Below are 21,335 nucleotides of genomic sequence, written 5' to 3' on the forward strand. Positions count from 1 at the left end.
TCTGCCGCAGCTGCGTCATCTATTTGTTCTTCTCTAGTATCAGTCAACTCATCTGTTTCAGCCAGTAACGCGTCTATATCATCAATGTCTACTGCAGCAGCGGCATCAACTTGCTCTTCGCCGGTATCAGTCAACTCATCTGTTTCAGCCAGTAACGCGTCTATATCATCAATGTCTACTGCAGCAGCGGCATCGGCTTGTTCTTCGTTCTCATCGGTCAACTGTTCAGTTTCAGCCAATAACGCGTCGATGTCATCACCACCAACAATATCATCGCTGTTGTCCGCTGCTTCACTTACTGCAGGTGCATTTGCCTCTGCTAATAACGCGTCGATATCGTCACCACTAACAATATCATTATTATCATCTGATTCGCTTTCACCTAGCGCATCAGCCTCGGCTAACAACGCATCAATATCGTCACTGCTGACAATATCATTATTATCATCTGATTCACTTTCACCTAGCGCATCAGCCTCAGCTAATAGTGCATCAATATCATCGCTACTGACGATGTCTTCATTATTATCTTCTAACGCATTTGCCTCAGCTAGTAAGGCATCGATATCATCGCTACTTACAATTGCTTCATCGTCTGCTGAGTCTTCAAAGCTGTCATCTAGGCGAATTTCTTCAATGTCGTCATCAGGCACCAACAATTCGTCGCCAATGTCATCATCTAATAAGTCATCATCTAATAAGTCATCGTCTAACAAACCGCCATCATCAGTTATTAATAAGTCATCATCATTTAATTCGTCTTCAATAGAGCCTTCTTCTTCGCTAAGATCGGGTTCGCCAACAGGTCTCTGCTCTTTGGTAGGCTCTTCAACTTGCTCAACAATAGGTTGGCGTCTACGGCTAAGCCAAAATACGGCGGCCGACAAGATTAGAATTGAAGGAATACTTGAAATGCCAGCGATAAACCAACCATTATTTAAAATTGAATCTTGTTGATTCAACGCCTGCTCTTCGATAAGAGCCAACTCGTCTTGCAGCAGTTGATGATCTTTTTGTAATTGTTTATCTAACTGATCTTGAACCTTCATTTTGTCAATTGAATTGGTTAATTGTGCGAGTTGTTCGCGCAACACCTTATTTTCATCAACTAACAGCTGCATGTCATTCATGGCTAGATTAAGCTGTTTTTTAAGGTTTTTAACTTGAGGGTTAAAGCGTGGTTCAATCGGTAAAGTCGATGCTACTGCAGCTGTATTAGTATTTTGGTTGTTGGTCGTTAGCTTGCCGTCATTATTAGCATCAAGTTGCTCGCCATCTTCAATAACGGCTTGCTCAGGTTGATTATCTTCAATAACAGCTTCAACAGGACGCGCTGGAGCACTATGGCGGACCACTTCTTGCGTTAAAACTTTGGCTGGTATCACCGATGCCACCACCGTGGCCGCTGGCGCGATATTTTTAATGGCTTGCGACAGGTTTTTGCTGTCAGATTCAATTTTAGATTGAGCTTGGCTATTTGTTATCGAGTCAATATCGCGAGCAGCTGGGATCAATAACATACTGCCATCTTTAAGCAGGTTAATATTATTATCAAGAAAGGCATTTGGGTTAGCAAGAAATATTGCGATCATCACTTGATCAACGCTTTGTCTTTTATCTTGTCTATTGGTAAACGCGATACGCCATAATGTGTCTTTTGAAGTTACCGGGCCATAAACTTGCGACCCACGACTCAAAGTTGCTCGAACAGGGCTAGCTGGTGCTGGTGCAACTGGTGATGGTACTGTTATTGATGGTGCTGGTGTAACTGGTGATGGTACCGCTGGACTTACTTGCTTTACCGGCGCAGTGTTGTCCTCAGGACCCGTTAACTGGATGGCTTGAACGGCATTACTCAGGCTCAATAACAGCCAGAAAATTGCGCTTGTTGCTATAATGAAAGGAGTTACTCTATTAAAGGAAATCATCATTGTCCCTGGACAAATAAAAAAAACAAAGACAAGCAACTGATTCAATGGAGATTTAATGCTAACTTGAATTATTGTTTAAAATTAGTGCTTATCATATCAGCAAAATCATTAGAAAACCTATAGTAGATTTAAATCAAAAGCCAGATTTTTGACTTTCTATATCATGCAATAAATATGCCCTTATACGCTATAGTGTTTTCAATAACATAACAAACACATAATTAATTGAAATAATGAAGAAAATCGTAATATATTAAATTTTTCGTATCTAATATATTGATATTTTTGATGGTATAAATAGTGTTGAGACAGATAAACTGCGCAGGAGATGGTTGTTAAAATGTGTCTTAAATAGCCATGACGAACAACAAAAAGATCTCGTTCGCCACAGCCATTAGCTTAGTCATTAGAGTGACAATTAATAGTAATCTCTTAATAACATTTCTGCGATTTTGACACAGTTTAGTGCTGAACCCGCACGCGTATTATCAGCGACAGTCCACAGGTTCAAACCTTGTGGATGAGATTGATCAACCCGGATTCTACCGACGTGAACATATTCGCTATCTTTGGCATCACCAATTTGTGTTGGCTGGTGACTTGGATCAAATTCAATTTGCTCAAACTGCTCAAGCCATTGAATGACTTGCTCTGGTTCAACCGGCGTTAGGGTTTCAATATTAATCGTTTGTGCCAAACCATAAAATACAGGTGTCATCACACTAGTTGCATTAATATAACTAGCGCCATCACCAAGGAATTTTACGGCTTCATTGGCAATTAATTGCTCGTCACTACTTAAACCATTCTCAAGTAACGGTCCAACAGCTGGCAAGATGTTAAAGGCCAATTGTGCCGGAAAAGGATTCTCTTCAATTTCTAAGCCATTAAGTAATCGAGCACATTGACGAGCAAGTTCTTGAACCCCTGCTTCGCCGGCACTTGAAACTGAGTGGTGATTCACTAAATTAATTCGTGCAATACCAACATTATCAGCAATAGGTTTTAATACCGTCCACAATTGTACACTGGCACTTGATGGGCTAGAGATTATGTTAGTATTTCTAAAGTCAGCAATCGCTTCGCCGTTTAAATGTGGGATCACCATTGGAATTTCAGGCCGATCAACAAATGCACTGGTGCTGTCAATTACAGCAACTCCGGCTTCAGCGGCGATTGGTGCAAATTTTACCGTTGAGTCTATCTCTTCACAAAAGAATGCCAAGTGGACTTGTGACCAATCGAAATCAGCGATGTCTTTGGTCAACAATGGTTTACTTTTATATAAACCCGCTTGTGCTTCTTTCGCATCGCTTGATAAGGCATATAATTGATCTACTGGGAATGCGCGTTCTTCTAATAGTTCGATCAGTACTTTCCCAATCAGGCTATGCGCCCCTATAACAGCAATATTAAATTGCTCTGACATAATTATTCTCCAGTAAATCCAAGTTGGTTAAGTGTATTTGTTTGTTGTTCATCATTGCATACCACTGTTAGCGCGCTAAATTCGCGACGCACAGCATATTGTTTGCGTAAGGTATCAAAGCCTGAGCCGGTATCGGCTTTAGTCCGGCATAATTCATCATCATCACGAATATCATAAATCATCCGAACTAATTTCGTTAAACCATCGCTTTGGGCATTGAGATCGATGTTAGTTGCATTAAAAGTCGGGTGAGGCAGTAACTGCAGTAAACTTTTATGTTGAATTTGTCCTGCTAATTGACACCATTGCTGATATAGCATGAAGGTTCCGCGAGCTTTACCTTCGAGGCTATAACCAGCAATGTGCGGTGTTGCAATGTCAACATTGTTCATTAATTCTTGGCAAATCAGCGGTTCATTTTGCCACACGTCCATCACAACATGTAACGATTGCCCTTGATTGATTGCCTCAAGTAAATCTTGATTGTTGACCACATCGCCACGGCAACTATTGATTAATATTGTGCCAGGTTTAAGTTGGCTCAAAAATTGTCGATTAATTAAATTGGCTGTTTTGTCCACGCCAGTTTTAGTCATCGGTACATGCAAGCTGATAATATCCGCCTGAGCGACAGCCGCCATGTCTCGATAATCACCCTTCGCACCTGCACGTGCTAACGGCGGATCGCAAAAAAAGTGTGCGATATTCAGTGCCGATAATTTCTTGGCTAATCGTTGACCAATATTACCGGCACCAACAATCGCCACCACTTTATCGCGCAATATCATTTCATGGCGTGTCGACAACGTCATTAAGGCGCTTATCACATATTCGGCCACCGCCGTTGCATTGCAACCTGGGGCGTTACGCCACTCAATGGCACGTTGTTCAAGATACTTGATATCAAGATGATCGGTACCGATGGTTGCTGAGCCAACAAATTTCAATTGATCCGCTTTACTTAGTAATGTTTTATTAACTTGGGTTATTGAACGAACGAGTAGCACGTCAACCCCAATTAAATCCTCGCTGGTGATATCGCGTCCCGCTTTAGTCCGGACATTGCCGAGTTCGCCGAACAGTTGTTCAACGTAAGGCATATTTTCGTCTGCAAGGATCTGCAACATAATCAGTAGCACTCTAATAAATTCTGGCGCGATTGTATCAAAAATAACAGCAAGACGTTACAGCAATTAAATGCCCAACCACTACAAATTGTAAATTTGTAACTGGGCGAGCGTTTTTTGAGCGAAACAGGGTTAATATGTCGCTGATTTCGAACTTTGTGGTTAGTTCAGGCTCGCTAATGGCCACAATCATTATCTTTAGCCAATAAAAAACGCCAACTGACATAAGTCAGTTGGCGTTTAGCCGATGAACTACAGGGCTAGTTGGTGCTTATTTTACAAACTTCTGAAAAATAAGCGTGGCATTAGTGCCACCAAAACCAAAGCTATTAGACATTACCGTCGTTAACTCGCGTTGTTGCAGCTCGGTAACTACCGGTAAACCAACGGCTTCAGGGTCAAGTTCGTCAATATTAATTGAAGGCGCTATAAAGCTATTTTCCATCATAATAATAGAATAAATTGCTTCATGAACACCTGCCGCACCCAGCGCATGACCCGTTAACGATTTAGTAGAACCAAAGGTTGGCACATCATCTTTAAATAATTCTCTAATAGCGCCAAGCTCTTTTACATCACCCACTGGCGTACTGGTACCGTGAGTATTGACATAATCGATTTTACCTTCAGTCGTCGCCAATGCTTGTTCCATACAACGAACAGCACCTTCACCCGATGGAGCAACCATGTCGAAGCCATCTGAGTTAGCACCGTAGCCGACGATTTCGGCATAAATATGAGCGCCACGCGCAAGCGCATGCTCAAGTTCTTCAACAACAACCATGCCGCCGCCACCCGAAATGACAAAACCATCGCGATTTGCATCATAAGTACGTGACGCTTTTTCTGGCGTATCGTTGTATTTAGTTGATAATGCACCCATTGCGTCAAACCCCATCGCTAAGGTCCAATCAACTTCTTCACCACCACCAGCAAAAACAATGTCTTGCTTGCCAAGTTGGATTTGCTCCAGTGCGTGGCCAATACAGTGTGACGAAGTCGCACAAGCAGAACTAATCGAGTAGTTAATGCCCTTAATTTTAAAGGGCGTCGCTAGCGTCGCCGACGTCGTGCTCGACATGATTTTTGGTACTAGATATGGACCAACGCGTTTAACGCCTTTCTCACGAAGTTTATCAGCCGCTTCAACTTGACTTGCTGATGACGCACCGCCGCTACCAGCAACGATGCCAACACGTGGATTTGAAACCTGCTCTGGCGTTAGTTTCGCATCAGCGATCGCCTGCTCCATGGCAACAAATGCATACGCAGATGCTTTGCCCATGAAACGTAATGCTTTACGGTCAACATGAGCCGCAGGATCTAAATTAATATCGCCCCAGACTTTACTGCGCAAACCATATTGTTCAAATTGTTCTGAGTAGCTAATGCCACTGGTGCCATTTTTTAATGACGTTGCTACTTCTTCAGTATTGTTGCCAATACTAGATACAATGCCTAGGCCAGTAATTACTGCGCGTTTCATGATATGTCCTGTTTTTTAATAAGCTGTTACTATTGTAATAATAATTTGACCCTAGAGTGGTCAGCTTTGATCATTTAATGAGATAATATCAGTAGTTAATCACTTTTGGATCAATTTTTTGCCAAACAAAATCATAACGGCGGCACTGTCTTGGACTAAAGACGGCGAACCTTACTCTGAATTATTCCAAGAACGCTATTTTTCAAGGCATGATGGCTTAGCTCATTCTCGCTTTGTTTTCATTGAAAAAAATGATTTAAACCAACGCTGGCTCGACTGCCAATCCGCCAGTTACGTCTTAGCTGAAACAGGTTTTGGCAGTGGTTTAAATTTTTTAGCGGTATGTCAAAGCTTCCAACAATTTGTGCAAGCACATCCAGAGGCCCCGTTAAAACGACTTTATTTTATTAGTTTTGAAAAACATCCTTTTCCAGCGCAAGATTTAATCAATGCTCATCAATGTTGGCCACAGTTGGCCGAGTTTGCAACACAGCTGCAGGCCAATTATCCCAGCGCCATCGCGGGTTGTCACCGGTTACATATCAATATTAATGCCAGGCATCAACCAACAGCTGTAACTGAGCATCAAGTGATTGTTGATCTGTGGTTTGGTGATATTGCCGACACTCTGCCCCAAGTGAGCTACCCACCAACCGGTTTAGTCGACAGCTGGTTGCTCGACGGCTTTGCGCCAAGTAAAAATCCGTCGATGTGGAGTAATGCCCTTTATCAAAATATGGCTAAAATAACCAAAGATAAAGCGAGTTTAGCGACGTTTACCGCTGAAGATAGCGTGAAACAGGGCTTATCCGCGGCCGGATTTAAAATTACTCACGTTAAAGGCTTTGCTAAAAATAGTGACATGATCACTGCCAATTTTAAGCGTGATAACCCAATTAGCTCAACCCAATCTTGGTACCACCGCCCTCGTGCGAATAATATTGAAACGGTGACTATTATCGGTGGCGGCATTGCCAGCGCTACACTTTGCCTGTCATTAGCTAAACGCGGGGTAAAGGTACGTTTAGTCTGTCAAGATCCGGCGTTAGCGCAAGCCGCTTCAGGCAATCGCCAAGGTGGGTTTTATCCGCTGATAAATAACCAGCACGATTATTTAAGTCAGCTATACAGCCAGGCATTTTTTTATAGCCGGCAAACGTTCAGCCAACTCGATATGGTCAACAAGGGCGACTGTGGTGAGTTATGCGGGGTTATTCAACTCGCGTACAATGAGAGCTTGCAACAACGTTATCAAGCAATTAGCGACAGCGGCTTATTTCCTAGCGACTTGCTGCAATGGTTAAGTCCAAGTCAAGCATCTGATATCGCAGGGGTAGAACTTGGTCACCGCGCGCTTTATTACCCGCAAGGCGGCTGGGTAGCGCCGGCGCAATTAACCCACGTTATGCTGGCACATGCCAGTAAACTATCTGACGTTGAGGTCATCTATAATCGCCAAGTAAGCCAGTTAAGTTATCAAAATGAGCAATGGCGGCTTGATTTTAATAGTGACGAACCGCTGTACGCTCAATGTTTAGTCTTGGCCAATGGCCATCAGCTCACTAATTTTTCGCAAACAGCTCAATTACCGCTCTACCAAACGAGTGGTCAAATAAGCCATGTCCAAAGCACTGAACAACTGTCACCGCTCAAGACACTACTGTGTTATCAAGGATATTTAACCCCGGCCCACCAACAACAGCATTGCCTTGGTGCAAGTTTTGAGCGCGATAAAACCACCACTCAATTAACCGCGAATGAGCAAGCACAAAACCTTGAAAAATTAGTCGACTGTACCGCTGGCAGTCAATGGCCATTAACAATACGTTTGAATAAACTCGCCGGCAAGGTCGGTGTTCGGCTCAGTGCTAAAGATCATCTGCCGATGGTCGGCGCAGTACCTGATTTCGCCGCTACCGTGGCGCAATACAGTGATTTAGCACGTGGTAAGCCTGCGAGTAGATACCCACTAGCACCTCATTACCCCAATCTCTATATGATTGGCGCATTAGGGTCACGCGGTTTGTGTTCGGCGTCGTTGCTCGCAGAAATCCTTGCCTGCCAGCTTACCGGTGAACCACAACCCGTTAATCAGGCTTTACTTGACCAGTTAAATCCTAATCGATATTGGATCAAGCAATTGAAACGTGGCAAGCAGTTACCGTAGTGAACCGGTATTCAGGTTAATTATTAATGCAACGATCAAAAAAAGGAGCGATTTCTCGCTCCTTTTTATTTAGCTAACTATTGGTTATTAAACTTAACCTTTAGCAAGATCTAACATTAGTTCGTTCATTTTGTTAACAAACCCAGCAGGATCTTCTAATGATCCGCGTTCTGACAACAACGCTTGTTGGTATAACACATCAACCCATTTAACAAAACGCTGCTCGTCTTGCTCGTCATTAATGTGCTTAACTAACGTATGCTCTGGGTTAAATTCAAAGATAAACTTAGTTTCAGGAACGCTTTGACCCGCCGCTTCCATCAATTTAATCATTTGGCTTGTCATGTCACTGCCATCTGACACGATACAGCTTGCAGTGTTCGTTAAACGATGCGATACCCGGACATCTTTAACTTTGTCGCCCAATGTTTCTTTGAAACGTTCGGCTAAACTCGCAAATTCTTTATCCACTGATTCTTGTTGCGCTTTTTCTTCGTCGTTGACATCGCCAAGATCAAGATCGGCTTTAACAACTGATACTAATTTCTTGCCATCGAACTCTTCAAAATGGCTCATTAACCATTCATCGACACGATCCGACATTAATAGTACTTCATAACCTTTCTTGCGAAGTTGCTCTAAGTGCGGGCTATTTTTAGCGGCAGCAAAACTGTCAGCCGTAATGAAATAAATAGTGTCTTGACCTTCTTTCATGCGCTCAATGTATTGTGGCAATGAAGCAGATTGCTCGTCAGTATCAAGGTGAGTTGAGGCAAAGCGCAATAGCTTACCGATTTGCTCTTTGTTCGCCGAATCTTCTGCTGGACCTTCTTTAAGCAGCTGACCAAATTCCTGCCAGAATTTCTGGTACTTTTCAGGATCTTTGTTGCCTAAACGATCTAACATTTGTAATACACGTTTGGTACAACCGCTGCGCATTTTTTGCGTTACTTTATTCTCTTGCAGTATTTCGCGTGAGATATTTAATGGCAGATCATTTGAGTCAACCAAGCCCTTTACAAATCGTAAGTAGGTTGGCATAAATTGCTGAGCATCGTCTAAAACGAAAACACGTTGCACATAAAGTTTTAAACCAGACGTTGTTTCACGGTTCCACATATCCCATGGTGCACGTGCAGGGATGTAAAGCAGACTAGTGTATTCAAGTTTACCTTCAACTTTATTGTGTGCCCACGTTAATGGATCTTCAAAGTCGTGTGATACATGCTTGTAGAATTCTTTGTATTCTTCGTCTTTAATTTCAGACTTGCTTAACGTCCAAAGTGCGGTTGCTTTGTTAACCGCTTCCCAGTGGCCTGGAACAGCCGGGATATTTTCACCCTCTTCTACTTCTATTTCAGCGACTTCGTCAGTAAACATTTCAACTGAAATCGAAATATGATCAGAATATTTTGCAATTAACTGCTTTAAGCGATATTCATTTAAAAACTCGTCTTCAGAATCTTTCAGATGAAGAATAATTTCAGTACCACGTTCAGTTTTGGTGATATCGGTTAAATCGTAACTGCCTTCACCTTCAGACTCCCAACGTATCGCTTCATCAGCGCTTACACCAGCAGCACGGGTATTTACTGTTACTTTATCAGCAACGATAAACGATGAGTAAAAACCAACACCGAATTGACCAATTAATTGGCTGTCTTTAGCCTGATCGCCGGTTAAGTTAGTAAAAAATTCAGCGGTACCTGATTTAGCAATCGTACCTAAATGTTCAATCACATCAGTACGGCTCATGCCAATACCGTTATCGCTGATCGTTAATGTGTTTGCTTCTTTATCAAAAGAAACACGAACGCGCAGCTCGCCGTCATTTTCATAAAGGGCATTATCAGCTAGTGCTTTAAAGCGTAACTTGTCTGCCGCATCGGCCGCATTAGAGACTAATTCACGTAAAAATATTTCTTTGTTTGAATAAAGTGAGTGAATCATTAACTTCAGTAATTGAGTTACTTCAGTTTGAAAACCATGGGTTTGGGTAGTCGCAGTCATGCTCGAAACTCCGTTATCTAATTATAAGCGATACAATTTGGTCATTTGACCAAGGATAGTTAATAGATGGGGGGCTCAAGTAATTATTCAAGGGCTCAAACAAAAAAAACACCCGTAGGTGTTTTTTTATCATCGATGTTGGCAACACTGCGGCAATAATTATCATTAATTGCCTGTCTTTGACCGCTCATTGTTTAGTTGTTTGTTCTTTAATTGTTAAGCGCTTAGCTATTTATCTCTTAACTATTGAGAACTGAACGACCGTTCAATGAGTGACTTAACGTCGTGCTATCAACATATTCCAAATCACTGCCAACCGGCACACCATGCGCGATGCGAGTCGCTTTCACTTGATAATCTTGGCATATATCAGCGATGTAATGAGCGGTAGCCTCGCCTTCAACCGTTGGGTTTGTTGCCAGTATCACTTCTTGATATTGCAAGCTTGCAAGGATTTTTTCAAGTTTGTCTAACCCGATATCTTGAGGTCCAATGCCATCAAGTGGTGACAAGTGCCCCATCAACACAAAATAGCGGCCGTAGAAGTGACCAGTTTGCTCAAAAGCAATGACATCAGCTGGGCTTTCTACCACACATAGTTCGCCGCTAAGTCCCCGTTTAGGGTTAACGCAAATTTCGCATAGCTCATGTTCAGTAAAGGTACGACAAGATTGACAATGACCAACCTTAGCCATGCTCAGGGCTAATGCATTAGCCAAAATGTCGCCACCACGCCGGTCACGCTCAAGCAAGTGAAACGCCATGCGTTGAGCAGACTTTTGTCCCACCCCAGGTAAACAGGTGAAGGCTTCGATCAACTCACTAATATAAGGACTAAATTTCATTGGTTTTACTCTACTACCAGTGCAATACGATGACTGGAATACGACAAAATATTAAAGGAAAGGACTTAGCAGCACAAGAGACGGGTTTGCCGTGCAATATATACCTGTAATCAAAGAAGTTACCCGGTTGCAATGCTCATCGCTATAAAACCGTGTAACAGCTAATTGCCAGCCAAGTGATCTCACTTAGCTGGCACAATAACTTAGAAAGGCATTTTCATGCCCGGAGGCAATTGCATACCACCAGTGACTTTCGCCATCATTTCTTTGTTAGTTTCGGCAACACGACGTGCAGCATCATTAATCGCAGCAGCAATTAAGTCTTCTAGCATTTCTTTATCGTCTTCCATTAGCGCTTGGTCAATATTGACCTGACGGACGTTATGGTTGCCAGTCATTACAATTTTAACTAAGCCAGCACCAGACTCACCTGTTACTTCAATTTTTGCAATGTCTTCTTGCGCTTTAGCCATGTCGTCTTGCATTTTTTGGGCTTGTTTCATTAAGTTGCCCATTCCGCCTTTACCAAACATAATGTTCTCTCTTTATTTCTCAATTAATACGGTGAAACTTTCGCTATGATTTACTAATAACACGTTATATTAGCAATCATATATCAGTTATATGATGTTTTTAAGTTTTCTGTAGTTAATACTCTCAAGATTAACTTGGGCACCAAATTTTTGCTCAAATTGAGCAACCGATGCATCACTGCCAATGCATTGCTGTGCGAGACCTAACCGCTGCTGATGTAAATTAACGGCCAATTGATCGGGCGTTAATTGTTGGTCGCTACCAATTTCAACCGTTAAGTTAATATCAGCGCTAAAATGCAGCCGTAGTTTCTGTTCGAGCTGTTCTGATGCGCTCGCCGCGAGCAAATGACGATGCTCAGATCTTAACAATAAGCTCACTTGCTGCTCTTGCTTAAGATAGCTCGATTGCATGGCCAATAATCTTAAGCGACCCGTTAGCTCCATGTCGTCAATCAATAAACTCCATGGATCGTCGGTATTAGGGGCCAACAGAGTTGCTGGGTCGACCACCATTTCACCCGACGCGCTTACGCCTTGCGTTGGTTGATAGTTTTGTCCTACTGCGGTAGTTCTAGTGTCAGTGACCCGAGCTGCGGGTTTAATCTCAAAGTGCTGTGGCGCTGTCAATTGTGTTTGATTTTGACGATCACTTTTCGCTAAATCATTTTGCGGTAGGTCACGTTGCGGTATATCACTTTGCGGTAAAGAGCTATCGGCACGTGCAGACAATCTGCTCTGCTTAGGGCTCGATGGTGTCTTTACCGCCAGTGGCTTTTTTACGCTGGACTCCGGCTCTTTTGAGACTTTACTGCGTAAAACCTTACGGGCTGCTAAAAAATCGCTGATCCCTGTGCTACTTTGGCCATCATTAGCAGCCGGTGGCGCGATGTCTTGCACCGGTTCAGCGCTAAATTGGTGATGATCTCCCTGCTCTTCTTCAGCCATCGCATAAGACATATTTAACATGTCTTGTTCTGAAAACTCTTGCTCTGAACTTTCTTGCTCTACATTAGTTTCAATCGCAACACTTGATTGATTAACGACCGGCTTTGCAATATTTCCTGCTGGCTCAACTCGTTGGTTTTCTAGCCCGGCTGAGCTGGCTGGCGCAGACTCATTAAAAGACTGAGTCACCGGCTGCTGTACCCCCATACTCGCCGTGCTAATTTTACTCGAAGTTACTGGTGCAATGATAGCCTCGTGAACTTGATGCATGTGTTCAGGTTTAACCGCTGGCGAGATTTGAGCTGCCGTGGTTGCGGTTAACACTTTGGCCTGTTGCAAAATCCCTTGCTGTTGCGACGTCAACAAGTCAAGTTCATCGTCGGTTGACGGCTCCCGCGACACTGGCATTGCTGGTTTGGGCATAAATGCTATTAACCGTAGCAATACCATTTCAAAACCACTGCGAGGGTCTGGCGCATACGCTAGCTCTTTGCGCCCTTGCAATAAAATATGGTAGAACAGTTGCAGCATTTCAGCATTAACCGCTGCGGCTAATGCAACAATCGCTTTGGGCTCATCGCCTAACCGCGCCGACGACTTTACAATTTGACTCAGTGCGGCTAAGTGCACATCTTTGCTCATCTGTTTGAGCAACTGATCATAATCAGGCGCGAACTGACTCAACTCTTCTATTTTACTAAACAACAAATCGCCATCTTGTTGCGCGGCGAGCATAATTAATTCAGTACTGAAGCCGGTCTCTAAACTGCCTAACATCGCCGTAACATCGGCAATAGCAAGTGTGCCATTGCCAAACGCGATCCCTTGATCGGTTAAACTTAACGCATCTCGCATGCTGCCATCAGCGGCATTGGCAATTAAACTTAATGCACCGAGATCAAAGTCGACCTGCTCTTGTTGCAGAATATGTTCAAGCTGTTTAGCGATTTGATCACTAGAAATGGCTTTAAGATTAAATTGCAAACAACGTGATAAAATTGTGACCGGTAGTTTCTGAGCTTCTGTTGTCGCGAACAAAAACTTCACATGCTCTGGTGGTTCTTCCAGTGTCTTTAATAACGCATTGAAACTACTGCGAGATAACATGTGAACTTCATCAATTAAATAAACCTTATAGCGACCTCGGCTCGGTTTATATTGCACGTTATCTAAAATGTCACGGGTGTCTTCAACTTTCGTTTTAGATGCGGCATCAATTTCAATTAAATCAACAAAATTACCTTGATCAATTTCGATACAGCTTTGACACACACCACAGGGTTGCGCTGATACGCTTTGTTCGCAATTGAGTGCTTTAGCTAACAACCGAGCGATCGACGTTTTCCCCACCCCTCGGGTGCCGGAAAACAGATATGCATGATGCAGTCGATTGTTGTCTAGCGCATTGACTAATGCTTGCAGGACATGCTGCTGCCCAACAACCTGATCAAAGCTGCGAGGACGCCATTTGCGGGCCAATACTTGATATGACATATAAATTCCGAATTACTGTTAACGTTGCCTATTCGCCTTCAAATTCAACTAAAGTTGTCAACGAAAGTCCTAAAGCTTTTAAACGGGTTTCGCCACCAAGATCAGGCAATGAAATTACGAACGCTGCATCAACAACTTCAGCGCCTAGCTCACGGATCAATAATGTTGTCGCTTCAACCGTACCGCCAGTTGCCAATAAGTCGTCAACTATTAGTACTTTATCTGCAGGACTTAGCGCATCAACGTGCAACTCAAGGATATCACTGCCATATTCAAGTTCATAAGATTGTGAGATAGTTTTACGGGGTAACTTGCCAGGCTTTCTTACTGGAACAAAACCAACACCTAATGCCAAGGCCAGTGGTGCACCAAAGATGAAACCACGTGCCTCAGTGCCAACAATTTTGGTAATGCCATGGTCACGGTAAGTATCTGCAAAAGACTCTATAACCAAAGCAAACGCAATAGGATCTTCGAGTAATGAAGTAACATCACGAAAGATAATGCCAGGTTTTGGGTAATCAATGATTGTCGCGATTGCATTTCTTACAAGGTTTAACTGCTGTGTATCCATTTTAGGTTCCATTTCCTGCCGCTTAAGAAGTAAAGCAACTAGGGTTCAAAACCGCCAATTATATGCGAGCACAATCAGAATTAACAGAGCTTGCGCAGCCTAAGTAAAAAAAACATCGGTTTAGAGATTAAACTCGCACATTATGTACCCAAGCCAATAAATAATAGCGAGCGAAATAGCCATTAGTGAATCATTCTAAGACTAAGGCTCTGGTACTTAGATTATTGTGCGAAGTTAATAACCTAAGAACCTGAGTATTTAAATGCCTAAGTACGTACAAACCTAAGCAACTACATAACTAAATTCCTACATATCTAAGCACCTAAGTATCTATAAGTCTAAGCGCCTAACTTTATACCTTCTCTCGCTGTAGCTACGGTTAACCGTCAGTCGTAATAGCGGTGATCAATTGTGCCAGGACCTTCTCCGCGTCGGTAGTCGCAATTTGGCAAGTGCCGGCAGCATCATGCCCCCCGCCTTGGTACGTTAACATTAAATCACCAACATTGGTTTTGGATGAGCGGTCAAAAATCGATTTGCCCGTCGCAAACACGATATTTTGGCGCTGAAAACCCCACATAGCATGAATAGAGATATTACATTGAGGGAACAATGCGTAAATAGTGAAACGATTGCCAGCATAAATAGTCTCTTCTTCACGTAAATCTAGTACCACTAAATTTTTGTGCTCGGTAGCACAACGGGTTACCTGCTCTTTGAACAAATCTTGTTGTTCAAAATAAAGTTCAACCCGCTCAGCAACATCGGGGTGTTGCATGATTTCTTCAATATCAGAGGTTCGGCACATATCAATTAATTCCATCATTAATTGATAATTCGAAATCCTAAACTCTCTAAAGCGACCCAAGCCAGTACGTGCGTCCATGATAAAATTCAATAAATCCCAGCCTTTGGGTTCAATAACATCACTCATTTCAAATTGCGCAGCATCGCATTTATCAACCGCAGTCATCATATCATCCCAAGACACCGGAAATACTTCATGGCCGCCATAATGCTTCCACACTACCCGAGCTGCTGATGGCGCATTAGAATCAATCACATGATTATCTAGATCAGCCTCGTTGCGTTTAACTTCTGACAAGTGGTGATCAAATGCTATTTTAACCCCGGGCACAAAGGGCAAATTTGTCGTAATGTCTCTTTCTGTAACAGCAATTTTCCCATCTTGCATATCTTTTGGATGAACAAAACTAATTTCATCTATTAAATCGATATACTTCAACAGCACAGCACAAACTAATCCATCAAAATCACTGCGTGTAATCAATCTAAATTTATCAACACCCATTCCAAACTCCTTCTGTTATACGACCGTAATACTCAAAATGATAATCTACAGGCTGATTGCGTTTAAACAATTTATAATTAAATAATATTATTACCCGATTAAATCAAGCCACTCAAGCAAAATATAACAAATATCGACTTATAGTGCGGCAGACTACCTAGTCTCTTTATTAATTTTTGCGGCATAATCGGCCAAGATAAAACAACGATGCCCACAATAGCGGTCTTTGATTAAGATTCTGATACAATGGATAATAATGATTACACAATTGACTGCATTAATAATGACTACAAAAGTTGCACTAATTACCGGGGCATCCAAACGAATTGGCGCGGCGACCACCACTGCCTTACATGATTTAGGATATAATGTTGTAATTCATTACAATACCTCAACAAAATCGGCGCAGCAGTTGGCTGAAAAGCTTAATGCGATTAGGGCTAATTCTGCCTTTATTATCGCAGGTGACCTAACTAAGCCCAGTGTTATTCCCCGACTCGTTGCAGCAACAATTGAACACTATTCACGGCTAGATGTGTTGGTTAACAACGCGTCGAGTTTCTATCCTACCCCTGTTGGTACCATCGATGTTTTACAAGTTAATGATTTAATTGCAACAAATATGACCGCTCCACTTTTTCTCGCCCAAGCATGTTTACCGGCCTTACGTGAAAGTAAGGGCGTAATCATCAACATGTGTGATATTCATGGCAAAAAACCATTAAAGGGTCATACTGTATACTGCATGGCGAAGGCAGGTCTTGCAATGATGACGCTATCTCTGGCCAATGAATTGGCCCCCGACATTCGAGTTAATGGCATTGCACCAGGTGCTATTGTTTGGCCCAATGCAGGTATTTCAACCCAAGACATTAATCATGTTATTAATGAAATACCCTTAAAGCGCAAAGGTGAAGCCTCTGATATTGCACAAGCGATTTGCTACTTAGTAACCGCGCCATACGTCAGCGGCCAAATTCTATCTGTCGATGGGGGTCGTTGCATATCAGCATCAATAGGTGCTTAACGCATGGAGCTAATGTGATGAAAAAAGTTCAAAATGTCACGATAAAATGTCCACATTGCGGTCACCCGACCCATCTAGACCTTGACGCCAGCAACGGTGATCAAGATTATTACGAAGAGTGCACTAATTGTTGTCAAGAGCTGCACCTAAAAATTCACTTAGATGAACAAAAACGGCAACTGAATGTTGCCGTTGATGCTGACGATGAGCAATTTTATTAGAACGGCAATGGCGTAAATATAACATGCGCAGCCAAGCTTAGTTGGCGCTTAAATTTTTTGCGGCTAATACCCGCTCTACGGTGTCGACAATCGCCTGAGTTTGACTGTCTATCTCAATGTTGTACCTTTCGCCTAAACTTTTACTATCTAGCGTGGTTAAACTGCGCGTCTCTGGGATCAGGTGTACTTCAAACCAATTCGCTCCAGTTTTCCCTACCGTTAAACTTGCCCCGTCTAGTCCGATAAACCCTTTAGCTAAAATGTAGTTTAACCAATTATTGTCACATTCAAAACGTAAGCGACAATTTAGTGCTGTTGCATCGCGTTCTACTAACTTTGCTGTTGCGTGAATATGACCAGACAAGATATGACCGCCGATTTCGTCACCATAACGTAACGCTCGTTCAATGTTAAGCAAATCACCTGCGGCGCAGCCTGACAGACTCGTCACATTGAGTGTTTCGTCCATAACGTCAAAGTAGACGGCATCTTGATCCATCGCTGAGACGGTTAAACACACCCCGTTATGCGCAACACTAGCGCCATGCTGCAAGTTTTTACGTAACGTCGAGTCAAATAACATTGAAAAACGCCATAATCCCTGTTGCTTGGAAATACCTAAAATTTTAGCTTTGGCTTGGATAATACCTGTAAACATAATTTCAACTTACCTTGTGACTAATGACTGACCGCGATTCTTATAATATTCTATATTATAAGTCGATGATAGCGCGACAATAATGACCTTTAAAGCCGATATTGGTTAGACATTGTGCAATTGATCTTTATTTATAAGAAAGGACTTGCCAGCGGCTAAAGAGCTAGATAGTATAGCCCTCGTTCCTTAGGGGATTAAATAGAAACGCGCGATTAGCTCAGTTGGTAGAGCGCTAGCTCGACATGCTAGATGTCACAAGTTCAAGTCTTGTATCGCGCACCACTTTCTTTGCAATACATCATCATTTCCTAAAGTAAAAATCCAAATTTAGTTTAACAGAAAAATCACCACAGTATGTTATACCATTTGCATTAATTATGTGATCTTGTTGTGCCTGAGTAAAATATATTAGAACAAGGCGCTCGATTGACTAATAGCTAGCTATTGGGATTGAGAGCAACGCCGTTGCGTACAGGACGTAGGTAAGGAGCGCTAGCAGGACGCGGTAGCTTTATTGTTTATTTTAATTGGCACAAGTGGGCAATTATTTAATGCAAATGGTATCATTCTGATTATTTATCTATAGGCAAACTTTGTGAATTTCTCTACTCTGACCGTTGCGCAATACCTCGAAAAAATCAAATTAGAATCTGTTAATCTGATTGATACACGCGACCCGCAGTCTTTTGCGTTAAGCCATATGCCTAATGCGTTTAATATTAACCAAGGTAATCTAGAGCAGTACCTCAGTGACATTGATATGGATATGCCTTTGGTCGTGTGCTGTTATCATGGTATTAGCAGCCAAGGTGTCGCTCAGTTTTTGGTCGAGCGTGGCTTTGACGAAGTCTATTCGTTGGCCGGCGGCTTTGAGGCTTATCAACAACAAAGCTAACCGTGCAATAAGCGGCAAGTTGCCGCTGGCGTAATAGGTTATTTAGTCCAACGCAGTGGTGCTTAACTTCAGTCGGTTGTTGGTATCACGCGATTTTCTAATCAGTTGGTCACCCTGCTCTTTGGCGCCTAACTTAGCTAACCGGTCATAGAGCACCACATTAACGGTCGCCGCTAAATTCATACAACCCACGGTTGGAATATAAATCACGTGTTGGCACCACTTCACCACCTGCTTGTCTAACGATTTATCCTCAGGACCAAATACATAATAGGCATTTTCTGGGTGGATAAAATCGACCAACGACGTTGCTCCCTCAACCAATTCGATGGCAACAGGTACTGCACCAGCCGGCAATGCTTGCTCAAATGATTCAATATGCGTTAAGGGGATCCGTGCCGCGACATTTTTGGTGTCGGTATGCAGCGCGCCGGAACGTTGTTTAGCACGGTTATAACGGTTACCAGTGTAACTTACCGACAAAGCATTATAACAGCCTGCAGCGCGCATCACGGCACCGACATTATCAGGACTTTTAGGATTGGTTAATCCAATATGAGCTTGGTATTTGGTCATCAAGTATAACTTCGAGTGTTGTGCATAGGCGGGGATTCTAACGGATTTAACCTTAGGATAAAAGAACGACGCAATTAAGCGTCGTTATATTGTTCAGCCTTGTGATCAAAACTAAACGAGTTAACCTGTACTCAGGTTTGTTTAGATTAGATTAGTTAATTAATCCCATCATATATTGACCAACTTTAGCATGATGCCCAATGTTAGCTAACGGTCTAGTGATGTCATCAGGGCCCCAAGCAATAACACTGACTGGCGTACTGGTGTGAGTACCCGTGCCCCACACCACATTTTGTTGCTCCGCTAATACGCGACCAATCAAGTTAGATTTTATTTCTTCGCCATAGACATAAAAGGCAGCAAAATCATCTATCTTAGGTAATTTATCCACTGATAAATATTTATGATTGTGCACTTTATACGGATTGTCAGTCATTTCTAACACACGAGCAGCTTGGGCTGTCGTGACACTAAATTCATTATTATCATTGATAATTTTTGCTAGCGCTTGCGGTGTTTTCTCAACCTTATCTAATTTACCAAACTGGCTAACCATGCTATAAAAACTTTCTTTTTGCTGATATAGCTGGTCGAGTAATTCTTTACCACCAAAGTTAAAGTTAGGTTTGTAATCACGCTTAGCAAAACCACTGCCTGGCAATTTTTTCGCTGGCGGTAAGTTTGCAGCTGAGTAGCTAAAACCAAAAGATCCTGTTTCATGATCCGCGGTAACCACCACTAATGTATCATTTCGGTCTTTGACCCATTGGTAAACGTACTCAATCGTTTCATCAAACTTTAGGAGTTCATGTAACATCGTGCCCGTGTCATTATTGTGGCCCGCCCAATCGATTTGGCCGCCTTCAATCATTAAAAAGAAACCATCAGGATCTTTACTTAAGATATTGAGCGCTTTCTCTGTCATCTCTTTTAAAGAAGGTTGACTGCGCTGTGGGTCATTTTTACTCTTGCTATATTCAATGCCATCGAGCATGCCAGAATAGGCAAACAAACCCAGCACTTTCCCAGAATCACTCGACTGGCTTAATTGATCCTTAGTAAAGGCAATTTGGTAACCATCTGCTTTCGCTTTGGCAATTAAATCAATGTTGTCTTTACGTTTTGATTTTAATCTTACTTTGCCATCAGTGGCTTTTAGTAATGCTTGATAAGCCTGGCCTTTGTCATTAATTTCTTTTGGGATCCAGTGGCGCAGACCGCCAGACAACATCACATCTGGCCCAACTGCCAACATTTCTTGTGCTATTTCATTTTCTAGCGAGCGATGCGGTTGATGCGCAGCAAATGCTGCTGGTGTAGCGTGAGTTAACCGAGTATCAGAAATAAGCCCAGTCGCTTTGCCTAAGCGCTTGGCTTTTTCTAGCAGCGTTTCTTGAGGGTTACCCTGGCTATCAAGCCCGACAACTTCCGACGGTGCGGTAAAGCCGATGGCCAATTGGGTCGCTGAACAGGCCGAATCAACCACGATAGCATCATCAGGGTTAGTCAATGACAACCCTAATAGTCCGCTTTCAGCAAACTTACTTAAACCAGTGCTATTGCCATTATAAATCGAGTGCGGCGCTTCGCGAGCATACAATTCAAGTAAGCCAACTTGTTGTGGCCCCATACCATCGCCAATCATTAAAATAATATTTTTTACCTCTGCGTGGCTGATTGGTGTTAACAAACATGCGCCCAAAGATAATACCGGTACCATTTTCTTAAAAAACATAAAATCACCTTGTTTAAATTATCATTATAAAAATACAACTGTCGAACGACCTTCCTAACCTTTAATAACGCCAACGCTGTGAAGAATAATTATTAGCGCACATTAAAAGTACAATTGAATATAAATCAATATCAATAGCGATCAAGCTAAATCAAATAAAAGACTAAACTATCAATGAAATATGACAATAGGATGAAGAGATTATATTTGCAGATGATAATACCGCACGGGACCATAATACTGATTATTATTCTGTCGCGCGGCGCTGGCTTAGTGATTAAACCGTTGCTAGAGATAAAAAAACGCCCACACCAATGAATGGTATGGACGTTCTCTGTCGTTTTTAGAATCTAGTTATCAGAGTTTA

17 protein-coding genes and 1 tRNA gene are annotated in these 21,335 nt (G+C 42.4%); 5 read left to right on the plus strand and 13 right to left on the minus strand.

What is annotated here, in order from left to right; all coding sequences use genetic code 11:
* The 4 genes from HRU23_19305 to fabB form a co-directional block, all read right to left on the minus strand.
* The coding region (locus HRU23_19305; GenBank protein NRA56295.1) for a hypothetical protein at nucleotides 1-1,931 on the minus strand (1,931 nt) is incomplete at its 3' end.
* Nucleotides 1,932-2,349: 418 nt separating this feature from the next.
* Nucleotides 2,350-3,360: an aspartate-semialdehyde dehydrogenase gene (locus HRU23_19310; GenBank protein ID NRA56296.1), complete on the minus strand. Its 1,011-nt coding sequence runs from the start codon at nucleotides 3,358-3,360 to the stop codon at nucleotides 2,350-2,352.
* 2 nt (nucleotides 3,361-3,362) lie between these two features.
* Nucleotides 3,363-4,484, minus strand: a complete 1,122-nt coding sequence (locus HRU23_19315) for a 4-phosphoerythronate dehydrogenase (GenBank protein ID NRA56297.1) — start codon at nucleotides 4,482-4,484, stop codon at nucleotides 3,363-3,365.
* Between the two features lie 274 nt (nucleotides 4,485-4,758).
* A complete protein-coding gene (gene fabB / locus HRU23_19320) occupies nucleotides 4,759-5,973 on the minus strand; it encodes a beta-ketoacyl-ACP synthase I (protein NRA56298.1) in 1,215 nt (404 codons plus the stop codon).
* Between the two features lie 118 nt (nucleotides 5,974-6,091).
* Between fabB and mnmC the strand changes: the two genes are divergently transcribed.
* Nucleotides 6,092-8,140, plus strand: coding sequence for a bifunctional tRNA (5-methylaminomethyl-2-thiouridine)(34)-methyltransferase MnmD/FAD-dependent 5-carboxymethylaminomethyl-2-thiouridine(34) oxidoreductase MnmC (gene mnmC, locus HRU23_19325; GenBank protein NRA56299.1), 2,049 nt, complete (start codon nucleotides 6,092-6,094; stop codon nucleotides 8,138-8,140).
* Nucleotides 8,141-8,233: 93 nt separating this feature from the next.
* Here mnmC and htpG read toward each other — a convergent pair whose 3' ends face one another.
* The 6 genes from htpG to HRU23_19355 all read right to left on the minus strand — a co-directional run bounded on the left by htpG (nucleotide 8,234) and on the right by HRU23_19355 (nucleotide 15,856).
* Nucleotides 8,234-10,150, minus strand: coding sequence for a molecular chaperone HtpG (gene htpG, locus HRU23_19330; protein NRA56300.1), 1,917 nt, complete (start codon nucleotides 10,148-10,150; stop codon nucleotides 8,234-8,236).
* Between the two features lie 239 nt (nucleotides 10,151-10,389).
* Nucleotides 10,390-10,995, minus strand: coding sequence for a recombination protein RecR (gene recR, locus HRU23_19335; GenBank protein NRA56301.1), 606 nt, complete (start codon nucleotides 10,993-10,995; stop codon nucleotides 10,390-10,392).
* 203 nt (nucleotides 10,996-11,198) lie between these two features.
* Nucleotides 11,199-11,528 carry a YbaB/EbfC family nucleoid-associated protein gene (locus HRU23_19340; protein NRA56302.1) on the minus strand — a complete coding sequence of 110 codons (330 nt, stop codon included), beginning with the start codon at nucleotides 11,526-11,528 and terminating at the stop codon, nucleotides 11,199-11,201.
* An 87-nt stretch (nucleotides 11,529-11,615) separates the two neighbouring features.
* Nucleotides 11,616-13,970 carry a DNA polymerase III subunit gamma/tau gene (gene dnaX / locus HRU23_19345; protein ID NRA56303.1) on the minus strand — a complete coding sequence of 785 codons (2,355 nt, stop codon included), beginning with the start codon at nucleotides 13,968-13,970 and terminating at the stop codon, nucleotides 11,616-11,618.
* 28 nt (nucleotides 13,971-13,998) lie between these two features.
* Nucleotides 13,999-14,544 carry an adenine phosphoribosyltransferase gene (gene apt, locus HRU23_19350; GenBank protein ID NRA56304.1) on the minus strand — a complete coding sequence of 182 codons (546 nt, stop codon included), beginning with the start codon at nucleotides 14,542-14,544 and terminating at the stop codon, nucleotides 13,999-14,001.
* A 379-nt stretch (nucleotides 14,545-14,923) separates the two neighbouring features.
* Nucleotides 14,924-15,856: an exopolyphosphatase gene (locus HRU23_19355; GenBank protein NRA56305.1), complete on the minus strand. Its 933-nt coding sequence runs from the start codon at nucleotides 15,854-15,856 to the stop codon at nucleotides 14,924-14,926.
* 283 nt (nucleotides 15,857-16,139) lie between these two features.
* Here HRU23_19355 and HRU23_19360 point away from each other — a divergent pair, with 283 nt between their 5' ends.
* Nucleotides 16,140-16,883, plus strand: coding sequence for a pteridine reductase (locus HRU23_19360; GenBank protein ID NRA56306.1), 744 nt, complete (start codon nucleotides 16,140-16,142; stop codon nucleotides 16,881-16,883).
* Nucleotides 16,884-16,900: 17 nt separating this feature from the next.
* A complete protein-coding gene (locus tag HRU23_19365) occupies nucleotides 16,901-17,104 on the plus strand; it encodes a CPXCG motif-containing cysteine-rich protein (GenBank protein ID NRA56307.1) in 204 nt (67 codons plus the stop codon).
* 37 nt (nucleotides 17,105-17,141) lie between these two features.
* Here the strand turns inward: HRU23_19365 and HRU23_19370 are convergent, their stop codons facing one another.
* A complete protein-coding gene (locus HRU23_19370) occupies nucleotides 17,142-17,762 on the minus strand; it encodes a riboflavin synthase subunit alpha (protein NRA56308.1) in 621 nt (206 codons plus the stop codon).
* Between the two features lie 206 nt (nucleotides 17,763-17,968).
* Here HRU23_19370 and HRU23_19375 point away from each other — a divergent pair.
* Nucleotides 17,969-18,044: transfer RNA gene (locus tag HRU23_19375), tRNA-Val, on the plus strand.
* 313 nt (nucleotides 18,045-18,357) lie between these two features.
* Nucleotides 18,358-18,657, plus strand: coding sequence for a thiosulfate sulfurtransferase GlpE (glpE, locus tag HRU23_19380; GenBank protein NRA56309.1), 300 nt, complete (start codon nucleotides 18,358-18,360; stop codon nucleotides 18,655-18,657).
* Between the two features lie 42 nt (nucleotides 18,658-18,699).
* On the opposite strand, the gene HRU23_19385 is transcribed toward glpE, so the two are convergent.
* Both HRU23_19385 and HRU23_19390 read right to left on the minus strand, forming a co-directional pair.
* Nucleotides 18,700-19,233: an RNA methyltransferase gene (locus HRU23_19385; protein ID NRA56310.1), complete on the minus strand. Its 534-nt coding sequence runs from the start codon at nucleotides 19,231-19,233 to the stop codon at nucleotides 18,700-18,702.
* Nucleotides 19,234-19,384: 151 nt separating this feature from the next.
* Nucleotides 19,385-20,968 (minus strand): alkaline phosphatase, encoded by a 1,584-nt coding sequence (locus tag HRU23_19390; GenBank protein NRA56311.1) that lies wholly within the window; start codon nucleotides 20,966-20,968, stop codon nucleotides 19,385-19,387.
* Between the last annotated feature and the right edge of the window lie 367 nt (nucleotides 20,969-21,335).

The sequence above is a fragment of the Gammaproteobacteria bacterium genome, from assembly GCA_013214945.1.
Classification (GTDB): domain Bacteria; phylum Pseudomonadota; class Gammaproteobacteria; order Enterobacterales; family Psychrobiaceae; genus Psychrobium.

Coding starts and splice junctions, on each gene's coding strand:
- dnaX (NRA56303.1), bottom strand. CDS start 13,970: ATGTCATATCAAGTATTGGCCCGCAAATGGCGTCCTCGCAGCTTTGAT.
- HRU23_19310 (NRA56296.1), bottom strand. CDS start 3,360: ATGTCAGAGCAATTTAATATTGCTGTTATAGGGGCGCATAGCCTGATT.
- HRU23_19355 (NRA56305.1), bottom strand. CDS start 15,856: ATGGGTGTTGATAAATTTAGATTGATTACACGCAGTGATTTTGATGGA.
- HRU23_19385 (NRA56310.1), bottom strand. CDS start 19,233: ATGACCAAATACCAAGCTCATATTGGATTAACCAATCCTAAAAGTCCT.
- HRU23_19365 (NRA56307.1), top strand. CDS start 16,901: ATGAAAAAAGTTCAAAATGTCACGATAAAATGTCCACATTGCGGTCAC.
- recR (NRA56301.1), bottom strand. CDS start 10,995: ATGAAATTTAGTCCTTATATTAGTGAGTTGATCGAAGCCTTCACCTGT.
- htpG (NRA56300.1), bottom strand. CDS start 10,150: ATGACTGCGACTACCCAAACCCATGGTTTTCAAACTGAAGTAACTCAA.
- fabB (NRA56298.1), bottom strand. CDS start 5,973: ATGAAACGCGCAGTAATTACTGGCCTAGGCATTGTATCTAGTATTGGC.
- apt (NRA56304.1), bottom strand. CDS start 14,544: ATGGATACACAGCAGTTAAACCTTGTAAGAAATGCAATCGCGACAATC.
- HRU23_19370 (NRA56308.1), bottom strand. CDS start 17,762: ATGTTTACAGGTATTATCCAAGCCAAAGCTAAAATTTTAGGTATTTCC.
- HRU23_19390 (NRA56311.1), bottom strand. CDS start 20,968: ATGTTTTTTAAGAAAATGGTACCGGTATTATCTTTGGGCGCATGTTTG.
- HRU23_19360 (NRA56306.1), top strand. CDS start 16,140: ATGACTACAAAAGTTGCACTAATTACCGGGGCATCCAAACGAATTGGC.
- HRU23_19340 (NRA56302.1), bottom strand. CDS start 11,528: ATGTTTGGTAAAGGCGGAATGGGCAACTTAATGAAACAAGCCCAAAAA.